Here is a 26,076-nt window from a genome sequence, read left to right as displayed (position 1 = left end):
CTACCGGTCCAAACCCTGCCGCGCAGGCAGATCTCGCAGATTGATCACGACGCAATACGCTCCCTAGCCGCTCGCCGCGACCGTCCACGCCGAAGGTCCCCGTACGCGCTGTACGGGGGCCTTCGGCGTGCTCGCCGCGCGGGGCCGCTCCCCGCGCCGGGACGCCCGCGGACCCGCAGACCTCCCGTACGGCGAGCGGCGTCCGGTGCTTCCGCCCGTGAGTCCCTCCCGGTGCGGCGGACGCCGCTCTCACTCGTACGAGTGATCGCCCGATGTGGGCCCAGGGGGTGTTTCGAGAGTCCGGTGCGGTGCCCGCGGTGTCCGGTGCGTGCTCTCGGCGTGCCGGACGAAGGACCTCGTACCGGACGTACTCGGGCTTGCGGCCGGTGCGGCGAGAGTGCGTGCCGGGCGCCGTGGATGCTGCGCGGGACCTCCGAAACACCCCCCAGCCCGGAAACTAGGGCCGGCGGGCCGACGTCACGCGGTAGACGTCGTACACGCCCTCCACGCCGCGTACGGCCTTCAGGACGTGTCCCAGGTGCTTGGGATCGCCCATCTCGAAGGTGAAGCGGGAGGTCGCGACCCGGTCGCGGGAGGTCTGTACGGCGGCGGACAGGATGTTGACGTGCTGGTCGGACAGGACGCGGGTGACGTCGGAGAGCAGCCGGGAGCGGTCCAGGGCCTCGACCTGTATGGCCACGAGGAAGACCGAGGACTGGGTGGGCGCCCACTCCACCTCCAGGATGCGCTCGGGCTCCCGGGACAGTGACTCCACGTTGACGCAGTCGCTGCGGTGAACCGATACGCCACTACCCCGGGTGACGAAGCCGATGATCGGGTCGCCGGGAACCGGAGTGCAGCAGCGGGCCAGCTTGACCCACACGTCGTCGACGCCCTTGACGACGACGCCGGGGTCCTGGCTGCCGCGCCGCTTGCGGCTGCGGGTGCGGGTCGGCGGGACCGCCTCGTCGATCTCCTCGGTGGCCGCCTCCTCGCCGCCGAGTGCATGGACGAGCTTCTGCACGATGTGCTGCGCGGAGACGTGGCCCTCGCCGATCGCCGCGTACAGCGCGGAGATGTCCGAGTAGCGCATCTCGTGCGCGAGCGTGACCAGGGAGTCGCCGGTCAGGATCCGCTGGATGGGCAGGTTCTGCTTGCGCATGGCACGGACGATGGCGTCCTTGCCCTGCTCGATCGCCTCGTCACGGCGCTCCTTGGAGAACCATCCTCTGATCTTGTTGCGGGCCCGCGGGGACTTGACGAAGCCGAGCCAGTCCCGCGACGGACCGGCGCCGGGCGCCTTGGAGGTGAAGACCTCCACCAGGTCGCCGTTGTCGAGGGTCGACTCCAGCGGCACCAGGCGGCCGTTGACCCGTGCTCCTATCGTGCGATGACCGACCTCGGTGTGGACGGCGTAGGCGAAGTCCACGGGGGTGGCGCCCGCCGGCAGCGCTATGACATCCCCCTTGGGGGTGAAGACGAAGACCTCGTTGCGGGAGAGGTCGAAGCGCAGCGACTCCAGGAACTCCCCGGGGTCCTCGGTCTCCTTCTGCCAGTCGAGGAGCTGCCGGAGCCACGCCATGTCGTTGATGGCGTCCTTGTCCTTGCCGGAAGAGCGGGGCGCGTCGGTGCGCACCTTGGAGGCTCCGGCGACGGCGTCCTGCTTGTACTTCCAGTGCGCGGCGATGCCGTACTCGGCGCGGCGGTGCATGTCGAAGGTGCGGATCTGCAGCTCGACCGGCTTGCCGCTGGGGCCGATGACCGTCGTGTGCAGCGACTGGTACATGTTGAACTTGGGCATCGCGATGTAGTCCTTGAACCGGCCGGGGACCGGGTTCCATCGCGCGTGCACGGTGCCGAGAGCGGCGTAGCAGTCCCTGACCGTGTCCACCAGGACGCGGATGCCCACCAGGTCGTAGATCTCCGCGAAGTCACGGCCGCGGACGATCATCTTCTGGTAGACGCTGTAGTAGTGCTTCGGGCGGCCGGTGACGGTGGCCCGGATGCGGGCGCCCCGCAGGTCCGACTGGACCTCGTCGATCACCTTGGCCAGGTACTCGTCCCGCTTGGGGGCGCGCTCGGCGACCAGCCGCACGATCTCGTCGTACATCTTGGGGTAGAGGATCGCGAAGGCGAGGTCCTCCAGTTCCCACTTGATGGTGTTCATGCCCAGGCGGTGGGCGAGCGGCGCGTAGATCTCCAGGGTCTCGCGCGCCTTCTGCTCCTGCTTCTCGCGCTTGAGGTAGCGCATGGTGCGCATGTTGTGCAGGCGGTCGGCGAGCTTGATGACCAGGACGCGCGGGTCCTTGGCCATGGCGACGACCATCTTGCGCACGGTCTCGGCCTGGGCCGCCTCACCGAACTTGACCTTGTCCAGCTTGGTGACGCCGTCGACGAGGAGGGTGACGACGTCGCCGAAATCACGGCGCAGGTCCTCCAGGCCGTACTCGGTGTCCTCCACGGTGTCGTGCAGCAGCCCCGCCATAAGCGTGGCCGGATCCATCCCCAGCTCGGCGAGGATCGTCGTCACCGCGAGGGGGTGGGTGATGTAGGGGTCGCCGCTCTTGCGCTTCTGGCCGCGGTGCCAGCGCTCGGCGACCTGGTAGGCGCGCTCGATCTGCCGGAGCGTCGCCGTCTCGATCTTGGGGTCGTTGCTGCGCACTATCCGCAGCAGCGGTTCGAGCACCGGGTTGTAGGGGTTCGCGCGCTGCACACCGAGCCGCGCGAGGCGGGCGCGGACCCGGTTGGAGGAGCCGCTGCGGGCCGGCTGGCCGACGTTGGGGCGGACCGCCGGGGTGGGGCTCTGGGGCGGGGCCGGCTTGGGACGCGCCTGCTCCGCGGGCCGCTCGACGGGCGCGGACTGGGCATGCTCGATCGGCCCGCGGGTGTCGTTCTTCGCGTGCGGCGCGCTCGGCGCGGGCTTGGCCGCGGCTGCCGAGGCGGACTCGGGCTTGGCGGCGGTCAGGTGCTGGGCCTCGTCTGGCAAGAGGGCTCCTCGTGCGCGATCCGGGTGCCCCGGTCAGGCTCCGGAGTCCCCATCGTAGCGATCCTGGGCTCCAGGATCGCCTTCAGGCCGATGTGAGGGCCGTCTACCGGAGAAACGCCTGGGGCGGGCGCCGGATTCCTCCGGGCCCGCCCCAGGGGCGTCGCACGCCTCTCAGACCGTGAGCAGCGACTCCAGCGGCGCTCCGCGCAGAGCCGTCTCCAGCCGGCCGCGGCCGGCGAGGAAACCCAGCTCCATCAGCACGGCGACGCCGGCGACCTCGGCGCCCGCGCGCTGGACGAGCTGGATGGACGCCTCCGCGGTGCCGCCGGTGGCCAGGACGTCGTCGACCACGAGCACGCGATCGCCGGAGCACAGGTCCTCGGCGTGGACCTCGATCTCCGCCGAGCCGTACTCCAGGTCGTACGCCTGGCTGAGGGTGGCTCCCGGAAGCTTGCCCGCCTTGCGGACGGGGACGAAGCCGAGTCCGGCGCGGACGGCCACCGGAGCGCCGAGGATGAACCCACGCGCCTCCAGGCCGACGATCTTGGTGGCGGCGGTGCGCTCGGCGATCTCCGCGAACGCGTCGGTGAGCGCGGTGAACGCCGCCGGGTCGGCCAGGAGCGGGGTGATGTCCTTGAACATCACCCCCGGTTCCGGGTAGTCGGCCACATCGCGGATGCGGCTGAGCAGCAGCTCCTCGATGTCGGTCACGGGCGCTTCCCCGAGGGTCGGCCCCGGCCGCGGCCGCGGGAGGTGGGCTGGTTGCGCGGCCCGACGACCGCCGGGGCGGCGTCCTCGGGCCCACCGGCCGCGGCCCGGGCCCCGGCCGTCTCCTCCGCGGCGGCGGCCTGGGCGCGCTTGGCCAGGACCCGCTTCCTGAGGGCCTTCATCTGCGGCTCGCGCTCCTTGAGGTCGGCGACGAGCGGCGTGGCGATGAAGATCGAGGAGTAGGCACCGGCCGCGAGGCCGACGAACAGCGAGAGCGAGATGTCGTTGAGGGTTCCGGCGCCGAGGAAGCCGCCGCCGATGAACAGCAGACCGGCGACCGGCAGCAGCGCGACGACCGTGGTGTTGATGGAGCGGACCAGGGTGCCGTTGATCGAACGGTTGGCGATCTCGCTGTAGGTGGACCTGGTCTGCTTGGTGATGTCCTTCGTCTGCTCCTTGAGGGAGTCGAAGACGACGACCGTGTCGTACAGCGAGTAACCGAGGATCGTGAGCAGGCCGATCACCGTGCCGGGCGTGACCTCGAATCCGACGAGGGCGTAGATGCCGGCGGTGATGGTGATGTCGTGGATCAGGGCGACGAGTGCCGCGACGGCCATGCGCCACTCGAAGGCGATCGCCAGGTAGATCACCACGAGGATCATGAAGATCGCCAGGCCCTGCCAGGCCTTGTTGGCGATCTGCTCGCCCCAGCTGGGACCGACGAGGTCGGCGTTGATCTTCTCCGGGTCGAGCTTGAGGTCCTGGGCGAGTTCACGCTTGACCTCGTCGGACTGGGCCGTGTCCATGCCCGCGATCTGGACGCGCAGACCGCCCGTACCGAGCTTCTGCACGACCACCTCGTGGCCGGCCGCGTCCCGCGCGTACTCCTCCGCCTGGGCGACGGAGACGCTGGTCTTCGGGGTGACGAAGACGGCGCCGCCCTCGAAGTCGATCCCCATGTTCAGCCCGCGCACCGCCAGGCCGAGGATGGCCGTGATGGTGATCAGGATGGAGACGCCGTACCAGATCTTGCGGTGGCCGACGAAGTCGTAGCTGATCTCACCGCGGTGCAGTCGAGCGCCGATGCTGCCGAGTTTCGACATGCTCACGCCTCCTTCGTCTCGGCAGGGCCGGCGACGGGACCGGCGGGACGGCGGGTGCGGCGCAGCGGCGGCTTGGCACCCAGGCTCTTCGGGTCGAGGCCGGACCACTTGTGGCCGTCCGCGAAGAACTTCCGGCGGGCGAGGATGGTCATGAGCGGCTTGGTGAAGAGGAAGACCACCACGACGTCGAGGACGGTGGTCAGACCCAGCGTGAACGCGAAGCCCTGGACCTTGCCGACGGTGACGATGAACAGCACCGCGGCGGCGAGGAACGACACGAAGTCGGAGACCAGGATGGTGCGCCTGGCCCGTGGCCACGCCCGCTCGACGGCGGGGCGCAGCGTACGGCCCTCGCGGATCTCGTCGCGGATGCGTTCGAAGTAGACGATGAACGAGTCCGCTGTGATACCGATCGCGACGATGGCACCGCACACCGCCGGCAGGTTCAGGGCGAAGCCGATCGCCGGGCCGAGCAGCGACATGATCACGTAGGTGAGGATCGCGGAGACGAGCAGCGAGAAGATCGCGATGAAGGAGAGACCCCGGTAGTAGGTGACCAGGTAGATGATCACCAGGGCGAGACCGATGGCGCCGGCGATCAGGCCGGCGCGCAGCTGCTCACCACCGAGGGCGGCGGTCACGGTGGTCACGCTCTGCTCCTGGAAGGAGAGCGGGAGCGCGCCGTACGACAGCATGTTGGCCAGGTCGCGAGCGGTCTGCTCGGTGAACCCTCCGGTGATCTGGGCGCTGCCGCCGGTGATCGCTCCGCTCAGGGACGGGGCGGACGCGATCTCACCGTCGAGGACGATGGCGAACTGGTTCTGCGGCGGGGCCTTGGCGGCCAGCTCGCCGGTGACGTCGGCGAACTGCTTGGCGCCGGTGCCGTCGAAGTCCATCTGGACGATCCAGCCCTGGGCCGCCTGGGTGTCGAAGACCGCGTCGGCCGACTTGATCCGCTCGCCCTTCACCGCGACCGGGCCGAGCGCGTACTTGTACTGGGCCCGGGGATCGCAGGCGACGATGCTGTCGGTCTCCTTGGCCGCCCTGGCCTTCTCGCTCGCGGCGGCGCGGGCCTCGGGGGTGGAGCAGTCCAGGGCCGCCAGTTGTGCCTCCAGGCCGGCCGAGGCGTCCGTGGTGCTCGGTGCCGGGGCGGAGGTGGACGGGCTCGGCGAGGAGGAGCCGCTGGTGGAGGGGGACGGGGAGGACGACGCCTTGTCGTCCGCTGCCAGCAGACCGCCCGACAGGGAGCGGCCCTGCTTGGTCTCCGAGGGACTCGGGCTGGTGGAGCCGGCCGGCGACGAGGCGGTCGAGGTGGCCGGGGCGCTGGGCTCGGTGGACTTGCCGGAGCCGGTCCCACCCGGGGACGACGGGGAGGACGACGGGCTGGCGGACTTCTGCGCGGGAGCCGGCTGGCCGGTGATCACGGGCCGGAAGAAGAGCTTGGCCGTGGTTCCGACCTGGTCACGGGCCTGCTTCTCGTTGGTGCCCCGGGGGATGTTGACGACGATGTTCTCGTTCCCCTGGGTCTGCACCTCCGCTTCCGAGACGCCGAGGCCGTTGACACGCCGCTCGATGATACCGACGGCGGTCTTCATGTTCGCCTTGTTGATCGCGTTCGGCTTGCCGGGCTCGTTCACCGCTTTGAGCGTGATGCTCGTGCCGCCGGCAAGGTCGATGCCGAGTCGCGGGGTGGTGTCACCGGAGGCGAACATGCCTCCGGTGAGCGCCGCGATGGCGATCAGGATCAGGGCCAGCGAGCGCCAGGGCTTGCTCTGGGCGCTCGCGCTCCGGCCCTTTTTGGGTGCTGCCACCTTCTCGTACTCCCTCTCGGGCCGCCTCGCGCCGCGCTGGCGCGGGCGGCCATGACGTGTGTGGGGACCCCCTGCGAGAAGCGCACGTGTCGCGGTGCGCGGGACCGGCCCGCGTACCGCGACACGTGACTACTTCGCCTCGGAGCCGCCGTCGGTCTTCTTCGGCTCGGCGTCCGCCGTGGCCTTGGCCTCGGTGTCGTCGGACGGCTTCTCGGCCTCGTCCTCCTTGCCGAGGTCGACGGCCGGGGCATCGGAGGCGGCGGCAGCGTCGGCGGGCTCGTCGGCCCCGGTGAGGGAGGAGGCGTCGTCCGGGACGACGTCGGTGTCGGACTTCAGGTCGTGCTCGATGCCGTGGACGATGCGGTTGTACTCGTCGTCGGTGAGAACGGCGCCGATCGCGTTCTTGGCGAAGAGGAGCTCGACGCCGGGGCCGGCGTCGACGAGGACCGTGTCCTCGTTGACCTCCTTGACCGTCGCGTACATGCCCCCGATGGTGCGGATACCGCTGCCGGGCTGCATCTCATTGCGCATCTGCTGGGCCTGCTGCTGCTTGCGCTTGGCCGAGCGGGTCATGAGGAACATGGCCCCGATGAGCACGATGAACGGGAGGAGCATGCCGATGTTATTCACGGGACGGAATTCCTTCGCACGACCGCGGCGAACAGCGGCCTGGTGGATGGGGGTATGTGTACCGCCGGCGAGGGCGGCATCGGCGGAGTCTAAGCGAGTCCGCGCGCAAGGAACAACGCTCAGCATGGCACCTGGGTTCCTGACCCGGCCAATGACATCCAGGTCACAAAGCCGTCACGCCCCGAACAGGTCCCCTTGTCCGATTCCCGTTCCGGGCGGGGTGAGGCCGAGATGGGCCCACGCCGCGGGAGTGGCGACGCGGCCGCGGGGGGTGCGGGCCAGCAGGCCCTCCCGGACGAGGAAGGGTTCGGCGACCTCCTCGACGGTCTCACGCTCCTCCCCCACGGCGACCGCGAGCGTGGACAGCCCCACGGGACCGCCTCCGAACAGCTTCAGCAGCGCCTCCAGCACCGCCCGGTCCAGACGGTCGAGGCCGCGGGGGTCCACCTCGTAGATGGCCAGGGCCGCCGCGGCGATCTCGCGGGTGACCACTCCGTCGGCCTTGACCTGGGCGTAGTCGCGCACGCGGCGCAGCAGGCGGTTGGCGATGCGGGGCGTGCCGCGGGAGCGGCCGGCGATCTCGGCGGCGCCGTCCGACTCGATCCCGACGTCGAGGAGGTGCGCCGAGCGGTGGACGACACGCTCCAGCTCGGCGGGTCCGTAGAACTCCATGTGCGCGGTGAAGCCGAAGCGGTCGCGCAGCGGGGGCGGCAGCAGGCCTGCCCGGGTGGTGGCGCCGACCAGTGTGAACGGGGGCAGCTCCAGCGGGATGGCGGTGGCGCCCGGGCCCTTGCCGACGATGACGTCGACACGGAAGTCCTCCATGGCCATGTAGAGCATCTCCTCGGCGGGCCGCGACATGCGGTGGATCTCGTCGAGGAAGAGGACCTCGCCCTCCTGGAGGGAGGACAGGATCGCCGCGAGGTCGCCGGCGTGCTGGATGGCGGGGCCGGAGGTGATGCGGATCGGGGCTCCCATCTCGGCGGCGATGATCATGGAGAGGGTGGTCTTGCCGAGGCCGGGGGCACCGGAGAGCAGTACGTGGTCGGCGGTGGCACCGCGGGCGCGGGCGGCGCGCAGCACGAGGTCGAGCTGCTCGCGGACCTTCTCCTGACCGATGAAGTCACCCAGGTCCTTGGGCCGCAGAGCGGCCTCGACGGCCTGGTCCTCCCGGTCGGCGACCGAGTCCACCAGCCGCTCCGCGGCGGGGCCGGCGGGCCCTGCGGAAGGGGCGGCGTCGGTCGTGTCGTCCCAGTTCACTGAGGTTCTCCTCGCGGGTGGCGCAGGTCAGCGGGCACGGTTCAGGGTCTGCAGGGCGGCCTTCAGCAGCGATCCGACCTGAGGCGCGGCTCCGGCCGCCTCGGCCTGCGGCGCCACGGCGGCGACCGCCTCGTCGGCCTCGCGGGTGGCGTAGCCGAGGCCGATCAGTGCGGCGTGCAGCTGGTCGCGCCAGCCCTGCGTGACCGGTGCGCCGACGACGGGGCCGCCGACGGGTTCGCCGAGCCGGTCCTTCAGCTCCAGCAGCAGCTTCTGGGCACCCTTCCTGCCGATCCCGGGGACGGCGGTGAGGGCCTTCTCGTCGCCGGTGGCGACGGCCCGGCGCAGCGCGTCCGGCGCGTGCACGGCGAGCATGGCCTGCGCCAGTCGCGGGCCGACACCGCTCGCGGTCTGCAGCAGTTCGAAGACCTGCCGGGCGTCGTCGTCGGCGAAGCCGTACAGCGTGAGGGAGTCCTCGCGGACCACGAGCGAGGTGTGCAGCTTGGCGGACCGGCCGATCCGCAGCGTGGACAGCGTGTCCGGAGTGCACTGGACTGCCATGCCGACACCGCCGACCTCGACGACCGCGGCGTCGGGGGCGAGCGCGGCGACCGTGCCGCTGACGAAGGCGATCATGCCGTCCGGCCTTTCGTTGCGGGGGCGGCGTGCTGGGCGACCGCCTGCTGGAGTCGGTTCTGGGCGGGGGCGCGCCAGATGTGGCAGATGGCGAGGGCGAGCGCGTCGGCGGCATCGGCCGGCCTCGGGGGCGCGTCGAGCCGGAGGAGCCGTGTGACCATGGCGCCGACCTGCGCCTTGTCGGCGCGTCCGCTGCCGGTCACGGCGGCCTTGACCTCGCTGGGGGTGTGCAGGGCGACGGGGATGCCGCGGCGCGCGGCACAGAGCATGGCGACAGCGCTGGCCTGGGCGGTGCCCATCACGGTGCGGACGTTGTGCTGGCTGAAGACGCGCTCCACCGCCATGTGTTCGGGCCGGTGCTCGTCCAGCCACCGCTCGATGCCCTGCTCGACGGCGAGGAGGCGGTGGCCGAGGTCGTCGTCCGCGGGGGTGCGGACGACTCCGACGCCGAGCAGGGTGAGCGGACGCCCCGCGGTTCCCTCGACGACGCCGATCCCGCACCGGGTCAGCCCGGGGTCCACCCCCAGTACGCGCACCGCGCCCCTCCCTTCGACTGCCTGTTCGTGCAGGCTATCGGGTGCCACCGACAACGCCCCGCACCCACGCCAGTCAACGCGACGGGCCGACGGGATGTCCCGTCGGCCCGTCGGAGCTGCGCCGGGTGGATGTCCCGTCGGCCCGTTGGAGTCGGCGCCGACAGGTGTCCCGTCGGCCCGCGGAGGCGAGGCCCGCGCGGCGGCCTACGCGCCGGCCTTCTCCATGATCTCGTCGCTGACGTCGAAGTTGGCGAAGACGTTCTGCACGTCGTCGCTGTCCTCGAGCGCGTCGATCAGCTTGAAGATCTTCTTCGCGCCCTCCTCGTCCAGCTCGACCTGCATGGTCGGGACGAAGTTGGCCTCGGCGGAGTCGTAGTCGATGCCGGCCTCCTGGAGCGCGGTGCGGACCGCGACCAGGTCGGTGGCCTCGCTGAGGACCTCGAAGGACTCGCCGAGGTCGTTGACCTCCTCGGCACCCGCGTCCAGGACCGCGCCGAGCACGTCGTCCTCGGCCAGTCCGCCCTTCGGGACGATGACGACGCCCTTTCGGTTGAACAGGTACGACACCGAACCCGGGTCGGCCATGGACCCGCCGTTGCGGGTCATGGCGACGCGGACCTCGGAGGCGGCACGGTTGCGGTTGTCGGTGAGGCACTCGACGAGCACCGCGACGCCGTTGGGGCCGTAGCCCTCGTACATGATCGTCTCGTAGTCGGCGCCGCCGGCCTCGAGACCGCCGCCGCGCTTGATCGCGGAGTCGATGTTCTTGTTCGGGACCGACTGCTTCTTGGCCTTCTGGACGGCGTCGTACAGCGTCGGGTTGCCGTCGAGGTCGATGCCGCCCATGCGCGCCGCGACCTCGATGTTCTTGATCAGCTTCGCGAAGAGCTTGCCGCGCTTGGCATCGATGACGGCCTTCTTGTGCTTCGTCGTGGCCCATTTAGAGTGGCCGGACATCTGCCTGTCTCCTTCGCGTAACCCATCTCTGCAACGAACTCCAGAGATCCTACAAGGACTCGGCTGCCCGATCGGCGCGCACCATGTCGACGAACAGGGAGTGCACGCGGTGGTCGCCGGTCAGTTCCGGGTGGAACGACGTGGCCAGCGCGTTGCCCTGACGGACGGCGACGATGTGGCCGTCGTGCTCGGCGAGCACCTCGGCCCCGGCGCCGACGGACTCCACCCACGGCGCGCGGATGAAGACGCCCTCCACAGGATCGCCCGGAACGCCCCGGACGTCGACGGCGGCCTCGAAGGACTCGTTCTGCCGTCCGAAGGCGTTGCGGCGCACGATCATGTCGATGCCGCCGATGGTCTCCTGGCCCGAACGCGGGTCGAGGATCTTGTCGGCGAGCATGATCATGCCGGCGCAGGTGCCGTAGACGGGCATGCCGCCGCGTACGCGCGCTCGGAGGGGTTCCATCAGCCCGAACAGGACGGCCAGCTTCGAGATGGTGGTGGACTCGCCGCCGGGGAGGACGAGGCCGTCGACCTCGGCGAGCTCTTCGGGGCGCCTCACCGCCCTGGCCACGGCGTCGGCCGTGGCCAGGGCGGTGAGGTGCTCCCGTACGTCGCCCTGGAGGGCCAGGACGCCAATGACCGGAGTATTCATGAGTGTGTGAGGGTCGCTTACCAGCCGCGGTTGGCGTAGCGCTCGGCCTCGGGGAGCGTGTCGCAGTTGATGCCGACCATGGCCTCGCCGAGGTTGCGGGACGCGTCCGCGATGATCTTCGGGTCGTCGTAGAAGGTGGTGGCCTTCACGATGGCCGCGGCGCGCTTGGCCGGGTCGCCGGACTTGAAGATGCCGGAGCCCACGAAGACTCCCTCGGCACCGAGCTGGCGCATCAGGGCCGCGTCGGCCGGAGTGGCCACACCGCCGGCGGAGAACAGCACGACCGGCAGCTTGCCGAGCTCGGCGACCTCCTTGACCAGCTCGTACGGGGCGCGCAGCTCCTTGGCGGCGGCGTACAGCTCGTGGTTGTCGAAGCCGCGCAGCTTGGCGATCTCGTTCTTGATCTGGCGCAGGTGGCGGACGGCCTCGACGACGTTGCCGGTACCGGCCTCGCCCTTGGAGCGGATCATCGCGGCGCCCTCGGCGATGCGGCGCAGGGCCTCACCGAGGTTGGTAGCACCGCAGACGAACGGGGTGGTGAACGCCCACTTGTCGGAGTGGTTGACCTCGTCGGCCGGGGTGAGGACCTCGGACTCGTCGATGTAGTCGACGCCGAGCGACTGCAGGACCTGGGCCTCGACGAAGTGGCCGATGCGGGACTTGGCCATGACCGGGATCGACACGGCGTCGATGATGCCCTCGATCATGTCCGGGTCGGACATCCGGGCCACGCCGCCGTCCTTGCGGATGTCGGCAGGGACCCGCTCCAGGGCCATGACGGCGACGGCGCCCGCATCCTCGGCGATCTTCGCCTGCTCCGGCGTGACGACGTCCATGATCACGCCGCCCTTGAGCTGCTCCGCCATACCGCGCTTCACGCGCGCGGTGCCGGTCTCGGGAGCCTGGTTCTCGGTGATCGACACGGGTTGACCTCACTGAAGGGAAGAGAGTTTGCAGGTCGAGGAAACGCGAAGGGACCAGGCCACAGCAAGGGCCAATGGCAAGCCGGTGGATCGTTTTGGCCCGCTCCTCGCTTCCCGCGGGCGAACCGTCAGGCGGAGCGGTCGGCCAGGGCGGCCGGAGGCTCGTCGTCCATCTCGAAGGCCATCGGGAAGGGCGCGTGCCCGGCCAGGCGGAACCAGCGGACCTTGCGGTGCTCGCGCAGGCGGCGGGCCGCGCCGACCGCGTCGTTGTGGAAGCGGCGGGCCATCGGGACCCGGCGGACCGCCTCGGTCAGCTCGCGGGCCGCCTCCTCGCCCCCGGGCGCCCCGCGGACCGCGTCCACCTGCTCGCGTTCGGCGAACACCGCGCGCAGGGCCTGGCTGAGCTCGCTCTCGGCGACCTCGCGCTGCTCCTCCTCCGCCTGCCGTGCACCGTGCGCGGCCTCGTACAGCACGATCGAGGCCGCCGGGTCCAGGACACCGGAGGTGGCCAGTTCCTGGGCCACGGAGGCGCGGCGCAGCAGCTGGGCGTCGAGTGCGGCGCGGGCGGCGTCGATCCGGGCGTGCAGCCGGTCCAGGCGGCCCGCCGTCCAGCTCAGGTAGAGGCCGACGGCGACGAGGGCGACGAGGATCCAGATCAGGGTTGCGGTCACGGGCCGCAAGATTACGCCCCACCGGGTGACCCGACGGCGCTGCGGTCGGGCTCACGGTGGCGCTGCCGCTCCCGGGGCAGCCGCCCACCGTTCCGGCGGTTCCCGAGCCGCCCCGTCAGTCGCGCGCCAGGCGTAGCCGGGCCCGCAGCCCGCTGCCGCCGCCCTCCGCCCGGTCGTCCGCGGCGACGGCCGCCGAACCCGCCGTCACCGTCTCGTAGACCGACAGGATGTCCGCGCCGACGGTGGACCAGTCGAAGCGCCGGACGTGCGTGCTGCCGTGCCGGCGCAGTTCGGCTCGGCGCGCCGGGTCGTCCAGCAGGCGTACGGCCGCCTCCGCGAGGGCGTCGGAGTCCTCGTTGGCGAACAGCTCGCCGGCCGCGCCCCCGTCCAGGACCTGGGCGAAGGCGTCGAGGTCGGAGGCGAGGACGGGGGCGCCCGCCGACATGGCCTCGACCAGGATGATGCCGAAGCTCTCGCCGCCGGTGTTGGGCGCGACGTACAGGTCCAGGCTGCGCAGGAAGCGGGCCTTGTCCTCGTCACTGATCATCCCGAGGAACTCCACGTGCGAGCGCAGTTCCCCGGGCAGGCCGGCGACGGCCTCCTTCTCGTCGCCGCGTCCGGCCACCAGCAGGCGGGTCCGGGGGCGGGCGGCGAGGATCTTCGGCAGGGCCCTCATGAGCACCGGCAAGCCCTTGCGGGGCTCGTCGATGCGGCCGATGAAGCCGATGGTGTCGCCCTGCCACTCGGGGCGGGGCTCGGCCTTGGCGAAGAAGTCGACGTCGACGCCGTTGGGGATGACGACGGCGTCCCCGCCGAGGTGCTCGACCAGGGTGCGGCGGGCGTACTCGCTCACCGCGATCCGGGCGCTGATCTTCTCCAGGGCGGCCTGGAGGATGGCGTAGGCGGCGATCATCGCCTTGGAGCGCGGGTTGGAGGTGTGGAAGGTGGCGACCATCGGCCCCTGCGCCGCCCAGCAGGTCAGCAGGCCCAGCGACGGCGAGGTCGGCTCGTGGATGTGGACGACGTCGAACGCGCCGTCGTGCAGCCAGCGGCGGACCCGCGCGGCGCTGAGGAAGCCGAAGTTCAGCCGGGCCACCGAGCCGTTGTACGGCACCGGAACCGCGCGGCCGGCCGAGACGACGTACGGCGGCAGGGGTGTGTCGTCGTCGGCGGGGGCGAGGACGGACACCTCGTGTCCCAGCCGGATGAAGTACTCCGCGAGGTCGCGGATGTGGAACTGGACGCCGCCCGGCACGTCCCAGGAGTAGGGGCAGACGATGCCGATCCTCACGAGAGGGGCCCCTTCGCCGGGTCGAGGTCCTTCAGCCACAGCCGCTGGAGCATGTGCCAGTCCTCCGGATGGTCCGCGATCCCCGTGGCGAAGGCGTCGGCCAGCGCCTGTGTCATGACAGACGTCTTCTGGGCCCGGGTGCCTGACGCGGGTACCTCGATCGGGGGGTGGACCCGGCCCTGCAGGACCGGGGAGTCGTCGTACCAGAGCGTGACCGGCAGCAGCAGCGCCCCGGTCTGCTGGGCGAGCAGGGCGGGTCCGGCGGGCATGCGGGCGGTCTCGCCGAAGAACTCGACCTCGACGCCGGAGGCGGACAGGTCGCGGTCGGAGACCAGGCAGACCAGCCCGCCGTCACGCAGGCGGCGGGCCAGCGTCCCGAAGGCGGTGCCGCCGCTGTGCGGAAGGACCTCCATGCCGAGGCCCTCGCGGTAGGCGACGAAGCGGTCGTAGAGGGTCTCGGGCTTCAGGCGCTCGGCGACGGTGGTGAAGGGCGTCTCCAGGGCGGTGGTGACCCAGGCCCCGGCGAGGTCCCAGTTGGCCAGGTGCGGCAGGGCCAGGATGACCCCGTTTCCGGCGGCCAGCCCGTCGGTGAGGTGGTGGACGTCCTTGGGGTCGAAGCCGGTCCTGACCCGCTCGGCGCTCCAGGCCGGGAGTCGGAAGGATTCCATCCAGTAGCGCAGGTACGAGCGCATGCCCGCGCGGGACAGCTCCGCGAGCTGCTCGGGGCTCGCGCCGGGCACCACGCGCGCGTAGTTGCGCTCCAACCGCAGCACCCCCTTGCCGCGCCGCTTCCAGGCCAGGTCGGCGACGGTGCGGCCGAGGCGTACGGCGGCCGGCTCGGGGAGCTTCTTGACGGTGCCCCAGCCGAGTCCGTACAGCGCGTCGGTCAGCCGGTCCCGGGCGCTCATGTCGCCGTCTCCCTGCCCCGGTCCTCCGGCTGGGCCGCCGCGGCGGCCTCCGCCTCGGCGGACTCCCGGCGGACGGTGACCACCCGCTGGATCAGCGTGACCAGGCTGCCGACGGCGACGATCCACAGGGCGACCGGCAGCAGGTACTGGATGCCCGGCACCCCGAACTTGTGCAGTCCCGCGAACCCGGCGGCGACCAGGGAGATCACCAGACGCTCGGCGCGCTCGACGAGCCCGTTGACGGCCACCGGCAGCCCGATCGACTCGCCGCGGGCCTTGGTGTACGACACCACCTGGCCGCTGGCCAGGCAGAAGATCGACACCGCGCACAGGACGTTGTCGTCCCCGCCGCCCGCGTACCAGAGCGCGAAGCCGCCGAAGATCGCGCTGTCGGCGACCCGGTCGAGGGTGGAGTCCAGGAAGGCGCCCCAGCGGCTGGACCGGCCCAGCTGGCGCGCCATGTTGCCGTCGACCAGGTCGGAGAAGACGAACAGCGTGATCACGACCGTGCCCCAGAAGAACTCGCCCCTGGGGTAGAAGACCAGCGCGCCCGCGACCACGCCCGCGGTGCCGATGAGCGTCACCGTGTCGGGGCTGACGCCCCGCCGGATGAGAAACGCGGCGAACGGTGTGAGAACACGCGTGAAGAATGCACGCGCGTACTTGTTCAGCATGGCCTTCCCGAGGGTCGGTGTGGCCGAGCGGCCCCTGCTGGCCACCGGCTGGCCCATCGTAGTCACGCGCGCGTCCGGACGAGGGGCGGGCACCCGCTCCCGGGGGCCGGATCCGGCGGATGGCAGGCGGGCGCCCTCCAGGCGGCGCGATCGCGTCCGTCGTATGGACGCACCGTGACGGGAGTGGAAAGCTCGAAGAACGCGGGCGTCGCCGGAGCCGCCCGGACGGGGCTGCCCCCTCCCGTGGAGGGTTCCGCGTGTCCGCGCCCACAGTGACCTCACCGTGCACGGGAGGCAGGATCATGGGCGACAAGGCACACACCCACCCCGGGGCCGCCGGCAGGGCAACGGCGGCCGACCATCCGCAGTCCGTACGGAATGTGGTGCTGGTCGGCCACTCCGGATCGGGCAAGACGACGCTGGTGGAGGCGCTCGCGCTGACGGCGGGCGCGGTGAACCGGGCGGGCCGCGTGGAGGACGGCGGCACCGTCTCCGACTACGACGAGATCGAGCACCGGCAGCAGCGCTCCGTGCAGCTGTCCCTGGTGCCCGTCGAGTGGAACGGCATCAAGATCAACCTGTTGGACACCCCCGGATACGCCGACTTCGTCGGGGAACTGCGGGCCGGTCTGCGCGCGGCGGACGCGGCCCTTTTCGTCGTCTCGGCCTCCGACGGCGTGGACGGCTCCACCCGCATGGTCTGGGACGAGTGCGCGGCCGTCGGCATGCCCCGGGCGATCGTCGTGACGCACCTGGAGTCCGCCCGGGCGGACTTCGAGGAGATGACGCGGATCTGCGCGGAGGCCTTCGGCGGCGACGACCCCGATGCGGTGCTGCCGCTCTACCTGCCGCTGCACGGGCCGCAGGGCCCGGACGGGCACGCGCCGGTGACCGGGCTGATCGGCCTGCTGTCGCAGAAGCTGTTCGACTACTCGACCGGGGAGCGCAAGGAGTCCGAGCCGGGCGGGGACCAGTTGCCGCTCATCGACGAGGCCCGCAACCGGCTCATCGAGGGGATCATCGCGGAGAGCGAGGACGAGACCCTCATGGACCGCTACCTCGGCGGCGAGCAGGTCGACGTCGAGACGCTGGTGGACGACCTGGAGCGGGCCGTGGCACGCGGCTCCTTCTTCCCCGTCCTGGCCGCCGCCCCCGCGGCCGAGGGCGCCCGCCAGGGCCTGGGCACGGTGGAGCTCCTGGAACTGGTCACCGGCGGCTTCCCGACCCCGTTCGAGCACCCCACCCCCGCGGTGACCACGATCGACGGCAAGCCGCGCGAGCTGGAGCCGTGCGACCCGGGCGGACCGCTGGTCGCGGAGGTCGTGCGCACCTCCTCCGACCCCTACGTGGGCCGGCTGTCCCTGATCCGTGTCTTCTCCGGCACCCTGCGCCCTGACGACACCGTCCACGTCTCCGGGCACGGCATGACGGACCGCGGGCACGAGGACCACGACGTCGACGAGCGCGTCGGCGCGCTGTCCACGCCGTTCGGCAAGCAGCAGCGGCCGGTGACGCACGCGGTCGCCGGAGATCTGGTGTGCGTGGCGAAGCTCGGCCGCGCCGAGACCGGGGACACGCTGTCGGCCAGGAACGACCCTCTGCTGGTGGAGCCGTGGCAGATGCCCGACCCGCTCCTGCCGCTCGCGATCCAGGCGCACAGCAAGCCCGACGAGGACAAGCTCTCCCAGGGGCTGGCCCGGCTGGTCGCGGAGGACCCGACCATGCGACTGGAGCAGAACCAGGACACCCATCAGGTGGTCCTGTGGTGCCTGGGCGAGGCGCACGCGGACGTCGCTCTGGAACGGCTGCGCACGCGCTACGGCGTCCAGGTCGACGTCGTCCCGCACCGGGTGTCCCTCCGGGAGACGTTCGCGACGAGGTCGGCGGGCCGCGGGCGGCATGTGAAGCAGTCCGGCGGGCACGGCCAGTACGCGATCTGCGAGATCGAGGTGGAGCCGCTGCCCGGCGGCTCGGGCATCGAGTTCGTCGACAAGGTGGTCGGCGGAGCGGTGCCCCGGCAGTTCATCCCGTCGGTCGAGAAGGGGGTGCGGGCGCAGGCCGCCAAGGGGGTCGCCGCCGGGTATCCGCTCATCGACGTCCGCATCACCCTGCTGGACGGCAAGGCGCACTCCGTGGACTCCTCCGACGCCGCCTTCCAGACCGCCGGCGCGCTCGCGTTGCGGGAGGCCTCCGCCGACGCGCGCATCCACCTGCTGGAGCCGGTCGCCGAGGTGAGCGTACTCGTCGGCGACGCGTACGTGGGTGCCGTGATGAGTGACCTGTCCGGGCGGCGCGGCCGGGTGCTGGGCACCGAGCAGACGGCCGGGGGACGCACCCTGGTGCGCGCCGAGGTGCCGGAGATCGAGATCGGTCGCTACACGGTCGATCTGCGGTCGCTGTCGCACGGCACGGCGCGCTTCAGCCGCCGCTACGCCCGGCACGAACCGATGCCCGTGCAGGTCGCCGAGCGGGTACGCGAACAGGCGCGCGAGGCCTCGTAGTCGACGCCCGGCGCACCCAAGCGGCGTGCGCGGGGCGCTCGTTCCGCGTCGGCGGGCGTCTTCGGCCGTCCGCCGGCCGTCCGCTGCCGCATGCGGATACGCTGATGACCTGATCAACAGGTGTGCGCAGGACGGAAGTCGGGAAGGCCGCAGAAGCGACCGTGCGGCGATCGGGGGTGGGATGTGACCGTGGAGAGCGGTTACGCGGACGTCTTCGGACCACAGGTGCCACGCACCGGCGACGAGGGCCAGACGGCGACCTTCGCGCTGGCCTCGGCGGCCTACCGGGACAGCCCGGTGGAGGACATCAAGAAGGCCGACAACGAGTGGCACCAGACGGCGGTGAAAGCGGGCCGGTCATGGGCCACGGTCTTCCGGCCCAACCTGGGCGAGGCGTTCTCCCACGCGGTGGTGAACCGCATGCTGGGCGGTGGCCGCAAGCCGCTCGTCCAGTCCTTCGGCACCGAACCGCAGGCGGTCGTCGAGCACTGCCTGGCGGCCAACAACATCCGGCGGGACCGTGACAACCGACTCAGCACGATCATGGTGGTGTGCGGGCTGCTCTTCCTGCCGGGGCTGCTGGTCTGGCTGCTCGTCTTCCAGATCCGCAGCAGCGTCGCCAAGCGGGAGGACCGGCGGGCCTCCGCCCTCGGCACCACCCTGCTGGTCGGCGTCGCCGTGCTCGCCGTGGTCTTCTTCGTCAGGATGCCCTTCACCGGATTCTGGGCCTGGTACGCACGCGCGTGCGTGGTCATGCCGGTCATCGGCTGGTACTGGGCGCGGCGGATCTGCGAGCGCACCGCCCGGGACCTCCGGGAGCGCTGGGACGGCCTGCTGTCGGGCAGCAGCGTGGGCGCGAAGATACCCGAGGCGGTGCCGACCGGCCCACGCGAGACGGCGGCCGAGGAACTGCGCCAGTCCCTGGCCCGGCTCAGCGCCGAACAGCAGTCGAACTCCGTCTTCTACGCCGGCCCGAAGGGCATCCTCGGCATGGGCACCCGCTGGGGGGTCTGGCAGCTCGCCGAGAACCTGGTGCCGGCCGACGCCGTGCGGGAGATCCACCCCTTCCGCAGCTGGGACGTCGTCCGGGCCATCCACGACCAGCTGCGCATGCTGGAGCGCGGGCCACTGAACACCGGTGGCTTCCCCACCCCGTCCATACGGCACTGGATCGTCTCGCCCATCGGGGAGAACGCCGGGGCGGTCTCCCGGCCCGAGGGCACGGACGTCGAGGCCTACCAGGTCAAGCCGCACGCCGTCCAGGAGATCTGCAACAAGCAGCAGTTCGGGGCGGGCGACCGGCACTACCTGGGGGTGCAGTGGACGCTGTGGGACGGCCAGCTGGTCATCACCATGCTGATCACGGTGACGGTTCTGCACGAGACGCTGCGCATCGAGGTCACCGGACACGCCCTGGGCCCGGTGAACTCCCTGTTCACCAGCAAGCCCGAGGCACCCAGCAAGCAGGTGACCAAGTCGTTCAAGCCGTGGGAGACCCGCACGGTGAAGCTGCCGCTGGTCACCACCGACGAGGTGGTACGGCTCGCCGTCCGGGCGCCGCTGACCTGGTATCCGCCGCTGCTGAACTGGCTGGGCGGCACGATCGCCCTGCCGGAGCCGTTCGGGCTGCGGCACGCCTGGGCCGATCAGCCCTGGCGCCACCGGTTCATGGCCGACGACGCGCTGCGGGCGGCCACGCCGGTGCTGAGGGTCGTGCACTCCGCGGCGATCAAGGTGCTACAGGAGAACGGGGTCGACACGGAGAAGTTCGGGGCGCGGTCGGCGGCCCTCAGCACAGCGGTGCAGGACCCGTCGCCGCGCAAGGCCGACGTGTACGACGCCTGACATCCTCCCGGGCCCAAAGGCTCGGGATTCCCGCCTGCTCCCGCACAAGGCGTGTGGGTCGCTTCGGGCGGGTTCGTGCTTCGCCGCGCGGTGCGGGCACCCGCTCCCGACCGGTCCGCCGGGGGCGGGCGTCCGGCCCGCCGGGGCGGGTCCGGGCGACCGTCCCGGTGGGCCGCTCCCCGGACCCCGTCGGCCCCGCCCCCGACCCCCGGCGCGGCGCGGGCCGGGCCCGGCCCGCGGGTCAGGCCCCCGGCCACGCCTCGGCGAGCATCTTGCGGGTGTCGGCCAGCAACTGAGGCAGCACCCTCGTGTGGCCGATCACCGGCAGGAAGTTGGTGTCCCCGCCCCAGCGGGGCACGACGTGCTGGTGCAGGTGGGCCGCGATGCCGGCGCCCGCCACGCTGCCCTGGTTCATGCCGATGTTGAAGCCGTGGGCACCGGAGGCCGCGCGCAGGGCGGTCATGGCCTGCTTGGTCATGTCGGCCAGCTCGGCGGTCTCCTCGTCCGTGAGGTCGGTGTAGTCGGCTACGTGACGGTAGGGCACCGACATGAGGTGGCCGCCGTTGTAGGGGTAGAGGTTGAGCACCGCGTACACGTGCTCACCACGCCGGACGATCAGCCCGTCCTCGTCGGACCTGGCCGGGATGGAGCAGAAGGGACAGCCTTCGTCGGCGCCCGGTCCGGTCGGCTTGCCCTCGCCCTGGATGTAGGCCATCCGGTGAGGCGTCCACAAGCGCTGGAACGCGTCGGGCGTTCCCACTCCCCACTGCTGTTCCGGCTCATTCGTCATGACGTGCAGCATATGGCGTCGGCGAGGGCCGAGGGGAAAGGCCCCCGGGATCCCCCGGGAGCCCTTCCGGCACACGCGGGGACCCGGCGATTTGACGGGTCCGGCGAGCCGGTGCGGGGCTTCCCCGCACCGGCTGTACTCGGGCTTACGGCCGGTGCGGCGAGAGCGCGTGCCGGGCGCCGTGGACGCTGTGCGGGACTTTCCCGGCACCCCCTAGACCTGGACGCGGCGCTCCACCACGTCGAGGAGCTTCGCCAGCGCCTCGGCGCGGGGGATGCCGTTCTCCTGCGAGCCGTCGCGGTAGCGGAACGAGACCGTGCCCGCGTTCATGTCGTCGTCACCCACGATGATCATGAAGGGGACCTTCTGCTTCTGCGCGGTCCTGATCTTCTTCTGCATACGGTCGGACGAGGAGTCCACCTCCACCCGAAGCCCCTTGCGCTTCGCCTCCGCGGCGAACTGCTGCAGGTACTCCACGTGCGCGTCGCCGATCGGGATGCCGATCGCCTGCACGGGGGCCAGCCAGGCCGGGAAGGCGCCCGCGTAGTGCTCCAGGAGCACCGCGAAGAACCGCTCGATGGAGCCGAAGAGCGCGCGGTGGATCATGACCGGGCGCTGCTTGGAGCCGTCCGCGGAGGTGTACTCCAGGTCGAAGCGCTCCGGCAGGTTGAAGTCGAGCTGGATGGTCGACATCTGCCAGGTGCGGCCGATGGCGTCCTTGGCCTGGACGGAGATCTTCGGACCGTAGAAGGCGGCGCCGCCCGGGTCGGGCACCAGCGGCAGCCCCTGCTTCTCGGCGACCTGGCGGAGGGTCTCGGTGGCCTCCTCCCAGGCCTCGTCGGAGCCGACGAACTTCTCCGGGTCCTTGGTGGACAGCTCCAGGTAGAAGTCGGTCAGACCGTAGTCCCGCAGCAGGCCGAGGACGAAGGTGAGCGTCTTGTCGAGTTCCTCCGACATCTGCTCGCGGGTGCAGTAGATGTGCGCGTCGTCCTGGGTGAATCCGCGGGCGCGGGTCAGGCCGTGCACGACGCCCGACTTCTCGTACCGGTACACGGTCCCGAACTCGAACAGGCGCAGCGGCAGTTCACGGTAGGAGCGGCCGCGCGCGTCGAAGATCAGGTTGTGCATCGGGCAGTTCATGGGCTTGAGGTAGTAGTCCACGCCCTCGTCGAGCTGCATGGGCGGGTACATGCCGTCGGCGTACCAGTCCAGGTGGCCCGAGGTCTCGAAGAGCTTCCCCTTCGTCGCGTGCGGGGTGTAGACGAACTCGTAGCCCTCCTCCTCGTGGCGACGCCGCGAGTAGTCCTCCATGACCCGGCGGATGATGCCGCCCTTGGGGTGGAAGACGGCGAGGCCGGAGCCGATCTGCTCCGGGATGGAGAACAGGTCCAGCTCGCTGCCGAGCTTGCGGTGGTCGCGCTTCTCGGCCTCGGCGAGGAAGTCCAGGTACTGCTTCAGCTCGTCCTTGGACGGCCAGGCGGTGCCGTAGATGCGCTGGAGCATCGGGTTCTTCTCGCTGCCGCGCCAGTAGGCGGCCGCGTTGCGCATCAGCTTGAACGCCGGGATCAGCCGGGTGGTGGGCAGGTGCGGGCCGCGGCAGAGGTCCTTCCAGCACAGCTCGCCGGTCTTGGCGTCCAGGTTGTCGTAGATCGTCAGCTCGCCGGCACCGACCTCGACGTCCGCTCCGTCGTCGGAGGACGCGGAGCCCTTGAGGCCGATCAGCTCCAGCTTGTACGGCTCGTCCGCGAGTTCCTCGCGCGCCTGCTCGTCGGTCACGACGCGGCGCGCGAAGCGCTGGCCGCGCTTCTGGATCTCCTGCATCTTCTTCTCGACGGCCTTGAGGTCCTCGGGCGTGAACGGCTTCTCGACGTCGAAGTCGTAGTAGAAACCGTCCTTGACCGGCGGGCCGATGCCCAGCCTGGCCTCGGGGAAGATCTCCTGCACGGCCTGGGCCAGCACGTGCGCGGTGGAGTGCCGCAGGATGTTCAGGCCGTCCTCGGAGGAGATCTCGACGCCCTCGACCTCGTCACCGTCGGACAGCTGGTGGGTGAGGTCCTTCAGCTCGCCGCCCACGCGGGCGGCGACGATCGAGCGCTCACCGGCGAAGACGTCGGCAGCCGTAGTGCCCGTCGTCACCACGCGCTCTTCCCGCTCGGAATCGCGTTGGATGATCACACGGACGTCTGACACCGGTCTCTCCTGACTGAAGGCGGGGTGCGGCGCCATACCGGAGCGCACGCATGGGTACGGATCGTACCGACCCGGGGCGGCCCTCCGCTAAACGAGTATCGGAGGTCAGGCCGTGCCGTCTCCTCCGCACGCCTCCTCGAAGAAGTCCAGGTTCTCCTGGAGCTCCTTCAACAACCGGTCCCGCTCCGCCTCCTCGACCTGCACGGGGACGACACCACCGGCGGCGGTGAGGCGGCGGAAGCCGCCCCGGCTCTCCAGCCGCCCGTGCACCCGCACCGGCAGCCCGACCAGGTGGGCGTGGCCGGCGACGCGGTAGTCCTCCTCGCCGAGGGTGAGCCGGACGTGCGGGACGTCGGCCCCGGCGATGACGTGCAGCCGCACGGAACCCTCGCCGCGCGGCTGGGAGCGGCGCATCCGCACCACGGTGCCGGTGATCCGCACCGGCACCGACGGCTCGGCGGACAGGTAGCGGGTGCCGGCCTCGCGGAGCACGGGCAGGTCGCCGGGCGAGAACTCGACGGGCTCGGTGCTCGCCGCGCCGTCATCGGGGACACCGGCGGCCGGCGCCCAGGCGATGCCGACCCGGGCGCCCTCGGTGCCGCGCACCAGGGCGATCAGTGCCTCGGTGAGCTCACGGCTGACACCGGCCTCGACCGCGGCGTCGAAGGCGTCCATGCCACCGGTGGCCCGCCGGTAGTCCACGGCCTCGCGGGCGGCGTGCAGGGCCTGGTGGAGGCGGACGGCGAGCGGGCGGGCGGTGCCGACGGGAAGGAAGGCGGCCAGGTGGGCCCCGCCGTCCGCGGCGGCCACCAGCACGGTCTCCAGCAGCGCGGCGGCGGCCCTGCGGTGCCGGGCGCCGTGGTAGCCGGCGCGGGCGCGGGTGGCGAGGGCGCCCGCGAGGAGCATCCGGCGTGCGGCGGTCCGCAGCTGCTCCTCGACGGTCCACGCGGTGACGCCCGCCTGCCCGCCGGGTACGTCCCGCCACCAGCGGACCTCGTCGCTGGGCACGGCGAGCGAGAGCAGCACCTCGCGGGCACCGGGCGCGGTGCTGCGGGCAAGGGCCTGGAGGGCCTCGCCGAGCAGGTCCTCGCTGTCGGGGAAGGCCCCGTTCTCGGGGTTCTCGGGGTTCTCGGGGTTCTCGGGGTTCTCGGGCACCAGCAGACTGGTGCCGGTGTCGGGGCCGGGCGGGGTCCAGCGGCCGTAACGTCCCGGGGCGCCGCCGCGCCGCCGCCAGCCGTGCCGCAGCAGCAGGGCGCCGAGGACGGCCGGGTCCACGTCGGCGGGCTCCGGGAGCGGCCGCCGTCCGGCGGACGGGTCGCCGCCGGCGGAGTGGCCGCCGGCCCGGCCGGCCGGCTGCGGGGGCTCGTGGCGGGGATGGTGGGTCATGGCCTGCCTCCCGTCCCGACGCGGGTCATGATCTCGCACAGCGCGCGGTCGTCGAAGATCCGCGAGGTCGGGATCCGCACGGTGGTGCGGTGCCGGCCGGTGACCGGCTGCCCGGCGAGGTTGACCCAGTAGCAGCAGTGCCGCAGGTCGAGGCGGTCGTGGCTGGCGCGAAGCCAGTCGTCCCGGGACCGGGGCACCAGCATGACCACGAGGATCTTGTGCACGGACACGGGCGTGCGGGCGAGCTTGCGCAGATGGTCGTTGTCGAGGGTGAAGGAGAAGAACCGGCCCGGCGGGTCGGGGGCGACCTGGTAGGTGGCCTTCAGCTGCACCTTGACCGTCACCTCGTCGTCGACGGTGTGGCCGGGGGCGCTGTGGCTGACGTGCCAGTCGATGCCGTTGTCGGGGAAGGGCTGCGACAGCGAGCATCCCGCCGCCGCCGCGACGGCGTGCAGATAGCCCACCTGCAGTGTCTCCATGCAGGCGGTGGTGGCGAGTGTGCCGCGGTGGGGACCCGTGCGGTCGGGCAGCAGCCCGCCCCGCTCGGGCTGCGCTATCGCCATGTCCAACAGCCTTCCACGCCAGGACTTACCCAACTGCGGGCCGCTGAACTGCAAAGACCCGTACTCCTGTTGTGTCCTGCCGGCGTACGGCGCAAACAGCCCGGGTATCACCGAACGGGGCAGCGGACGGTATGTCAACTGCCGAAGGTGAACGAGGGGTTGTCCGAAGATGACGTGCTGGTACGAGGGGCCTCTGGCCGCGTTCGACACGGAGACCACGGGCGTGGACGTCGAGACCGACCGGATCGTGTCGGCCGCCCTCGTCGTCCAGGACGGTCCGGGCTACCGGCCGCGGGTGAGCCGCTGGCTGGTGAACCCGGGGGTGCCGGTGCCCGGGGCGGCGACGGCGGTGCACGGGCTGACGGAGGATCATCTGCAGCGCAACGGTCGCTGGCCGGCGCCGGTGATGCACGAGATAGCCGAGCAGTTGGCCGAACAGGCCATGGCGCGCCGCCCACTGGTGGTGATGAACGCGCCGTTCGACCTGACCCTGCTCGACCGCGAGCTGCGCCGGCACCGCGCGTCGCCGCTGGGCCGCTGGTTCGAGTCGGTGCCGCTGCTCGTGCTGGACCCCCGGGTGATGGACAAGCACCTGGACCGCTACCGCAAGGGCCGCCGCACCCTGACCGACCTGTGCGCGCACTACGGCGTCACGCTCGACGAGGCGCACGACGCGGCGGCGGACGCGCAGGCCGCGCTGGAGGTCGTACGGGCCGTGGGCCGCCGCTTCGCCTCCCGGCTGGAGCGCCTCTCCCCCGCCCAGCTGCACACCCTCCAGGCGACCTGGCACGCGGCGCAGGCGCGGGGGTTGCAGGCGTGGTTCGCGCGCAGCGGCGTGGAGGAGTCGGTGGATCCGGCCTGGCCGCTGCGTCCGGACATCCCGACGGCGGCATGAGGAGGCGGTGCGGCGGGGTGAACGGCATGAAAAAACCGGTCCGCTGCGGCGGACCGGTTCTCCCGGTGGTGGGCGATACTGGGTTCGAACCAGTGACCTCTTCGGTGTGAACGAAGCGCTCTCCCACTGAGCTAATCGCCCGGGAACGCACTGAACAATA

Annotated in this window: 22 protein-coding genes and 1 tRNA gene; 3 read left to right on the top strand and 20 right to left on the bottom strand. The window is 71.4% G+C overall.

Annotated features, from left to right (window positions below):
* Nucleotides 1–457: 457 nt before the first annotated feature.
* The 15 genes from I3F54_RS21155 to pgsA form a co-directional block, all read right to left on the bottom strand.
* A complete protein-coding gene (locus tag I3F54_RS21155; RefSeq protein WP_240120396.1) occupies nt 458–2,986 on the bottom strand; it encodes a bifunctional (p)ppGpp synthetase/guanosine-3',5'-bis(diphosphate) 3'-pyrophosphohydrolase in 2,529 nt (842 codons plus the stop codon).
* Between the two features lie 171 nt (nt 2,987–3,157).
* Nucleotides 3,158–3,697 carry an adenine phosphoribosyltransferase gene (locus I3F54_RS21150; RefSeq protein ID WP_240120395.1) on the bottom strand — a complete coding sequence of 180 codons (540 nt, stop codon included), beginning with the start codon at nt 3,695–3,697 and terminating at the stop codon, nt 3,158–3,160.
* Entirely contained in the window at nt 3,694–4,797 is a 1,104-nt protein-coding gene (gene secF, locus I3F54_RS21145; RefSeq protein ID WP_240120394.1) for a protein translocase subunit SecF, read from the bottom strand. Before secF ends, I3F54_RS21150 begins: the two co-directional genes overlap by 4 nt.
* 2 nt (nt 4,798–4,799) lie before the next feature.
* Nucleotides 4,800–6,608, bottom strand: a complete 1,809-nt coding sequence (secD, locus tag I3F54_RS21140; RefSeq protein WP_240120393.1) for a protein translocase subunit SecD — start codon at nt 6,606–6,608, stop codon at nt 4,800–4,802.
* A gap of 129 nt (nt 6,609–6,737) precedes the next feature.
* Nucleotides 6,738–7,223, bottom strand: a complete 486-nt coding sequence (yajC, locus tag I3F54_RS21135; RefSeq protein WP_240120403.1) for a preprotein translocase subunit YajC — start codon at nt 7,221–7,223, stop codon at nt 6,738–6,740.
* A gap of 189 nt (nt 7,224–7,412) precedes the next feature.
* Entirely contained in the window at nt 7,413–8,498 is a 1,086-nt protein-coding gene (gene ruvB, locus I3F54_RS21130; RefSeq protein WP_240120392.1) for a Holliday junction branch migration DNA helicase RuvB, read from the bottom strand.
* Between the two features lie 27 nt (nt 8,499–8,525).
* Complete coding sequence (gene ruvA, locus I3F54_RS21125; RefSeq protein WP_240120391.1) at nt 8,526–9,131, bottom strand: Holliday junction branch migration protein RuvA; 606 nt, start codon at nt 9,129–9,131, stop codon at nt 8,526–8,528.
* Entirely contained in the window at nt 9,128–9,667 is a 540-nt protein-coding gene (gene ruvC / locus I3F54_RS21120; protein WP_240120390.1) for a crossover junction endodeoxyribonuclease RuvC, read from the bottom strand. Before ruvC ends, ruvA begins: the two co-directional genes overlap by 4 nt.
* Before the next feature lie 204 nt (nt 9,668–9,871).
* Nucleotides 9,872–10,624, bottom strand: coding sequence for a YebC/PmpR family DNA-binding transcriptional regulator (locus I3F54_RS21115; RefSeq protein WP_240120389.1), 753 nt, complete (start codon nt 10,622–10,624; stop codon nt 9,872–9,874).
* 49 nt (nt 10,625–10,673) lie between these two features.
* Nucleotides 10,674–11,279, bottom strand: coding sequence for a pyridoxal 5'-phosphate synthase glutaminase subunit PdxT (gene pdxT / locus I3F54_RS21110; RefSeq protein WP_240120388.1), 606 nt, complete (start codon nt 11,277–11,279; stop codon nt 10,674–10,676).
* A gap of 17 nt (nt 11,280–11,296) precedes the next feature.
* The gene (pdxS, locus tag I3F54_RS21105) at nt 11,297–12,145 is read right to left on the bottom strand and encodes a pyridoxal 5'-phosphate synthase lyase subunit PdxS (RefSeq protein WP_234367582.1); all 849 of its coding nucleotides are present in this window, start codon (nt 12,143–12,145) and stop codon (nt 11,297–11,299) included.
* 185 nt (nt 12,146–12,330) lie between these two features.
* Nucleotides 12,331–12,873: a hypothetical protein gene (locus I3F54_RS21100; RefSeq protein ID WP_240120387.1), complete on the bottom strand. Its 543-nt coding sequence runs from the start codon at nt 12,871–12,873 to the stop codon at nt 12,331–12,333.
* Between the two features lie 115 nt (nt 12,874–12,988).
* On the bottom strand, nt 12,989–14,164 hold the full coding sequence (locus I3F54_RS21095) for a glycosyltransferase family 4 protein (RefSeq protein WP_240120386.1): 1,176 nt from the start codon (nt 14,162–14,164) through the stop codon (nt 12,989–12,991).
* Complete coding sequence (locus I3F54_RS21090) at nt 14,161–15,072, bottom strand: phosphatidylinositol mannoside acyltransferase (RefSeq protein WP_240120385.1); 912 nt, start codon at nt 15,070–15,072, stop codon at nt 14,161–14,163. The genes I3F54_RS21095 and I3F54_RS21090 overlap by 4 nt, the downstream gene beginning before the upstream one ends.
* Complete coding sequence (gene pgsA / locus I3F54_RS21085; protein ID WP_240120402.1) at nt 15,069–15,803, bottom strand: phosphatidylinositol phosphate synthase; 735 nt, start codon at nt 15,801–15,803, stop codon at nt 15,069–15,071. Before pgsA ends, I3F54_RS21090 begins: the two co-directional genes overlap by 4 nt.
* A 245-nt stretch (nt 15,804–16,048) precedes the next feature.
* On the opposite strand from pgsA, the gene I3F54_RS21080 reads away from it, so the two are divergent.
* Together I3F54_RS21080 and I3F54_RS21075 are read left to right on the top strand one after the other, a co-directional pair.
* Nucleotides 16,049–18,247, top strand: a complete 2,199-nt coding sequence (locus I3F54_RS21080) for an elongation factor G-like protein EF-G2 (protein ID WP_240120384.1) — start codon at nt 16,049–16,051, stop codon at nt 18,245–18,247.
* Nucleotides 18,248–18,430: 183 nt separating this feature from the next.
* Nucleotides 18,431–20,092 carry a hypothetical protein gene (locus I3F54_RS21075; protein ID WP_240120383.1) on the top strand — a complete coding sequence of 554 codons (1,662 nt, stop codon included), beginning with the start codon at nt 18,431–18,433 and terminating at the stop codon, nt 20,090–20,092.
* Between the two features lie 241 nt (nt 20,093–20,333).
* Here the strand turns inward: I3F54_RS21075 and I3F54_RS21070 are convergent, their stop codons facing one another.
* The 4 genes from I3F54_RS21070 to I3F54_RS21055 form a co-directional block, all read right to left on the bottom strand.
* Nucleotides 20,334–20,894, bottom strand: coding sequence for an HIT domain-containing protein (locus tag I3F54_RS21070; RefSeq protein ID WP_240120382.1), 561 nt, complete (start codon nt 20,892–20,894; stop codon nt 20,334–20,336).
* A gap of 201 nt (nt 20,895–21,095) precedes the next feature.
* Complete coding sequence (gene thrS / locus I3F54_RS21065; protein WP_240120381.1) at nt 21,096–23,072, bottom strand: threonine--tRNA ligase; 1,977 nt, start codon at nt 23,070–23,072, stop codon at nt 21,096–21,098.
* A 105-nt stretch (nt 23,073–23,177) separates the two neighbouring features.
* Nucleotides 23,178–24,458: a hypothetical protein gene (locus I3F54_RS21060; RefSeq protein ID WP_240120380.1), complete on the bottom strand. Its 1,281-nt coding sequence runs from the start codon at nt 24,456–24,458 to the stop codon at nt 23,178–23,180.
* The gene (locus tag I3F54_RS21055) at nt 24,455–25,021 is read right to left on the bottom strand and encodes a DUF4365 domain-containing protein (protein WP_240120379.1); all 567 of its coding nucleotides are present in this window, start codon (nt 25,019–25,021) and stop codon (nt 24,455–24,457) included. The genes I3F54_RS21060 and I3F54_RS21055 overlap by 4 nt, the downstream gene beginning before the upstream one ends.
* A 169-nt stretch (nt 25,022–25,190) precedes the next feature.
* Between I3F54_RS21055 and I3F54_RS21050 the strand changes: the two genes are divergently transcribed.
* Entirely contained in the window at nt 25,191–25,916 is a 726-nt protein-coding gene (locus I3F54_RS21050) for a 3'-5' exonuclease (protein WP_240120378.1), read from the top strand.
* Nucleotides 25,917–25,982: 66 nt separating this feature from the next.
* Here the strand turns inward: I3F54_RS21050 and I3F54_RS21045 are convergent.
* Nucleotides 25,983–26,057, bottom strand: a tRNA-Val gene (locus tag I3F54_RS21045).
* Between the last annotated feature and the right edge of the window lie 19 nt (nt 26,058–26,076).

Origin of the sequence: Streptomyces sp. MUM 2J (assembly GCF_022414535.1) — a bacterium.
GTDB lineage: Bacteria > Actinomycetota > Actinomycetes > Streptomycetales > Streptomycetaceae > Streptomyces.
Note: the sequence above shows the minus strand (reverse complement) of the source record. Positions and strands in the feature narration are given on the sequence as shown.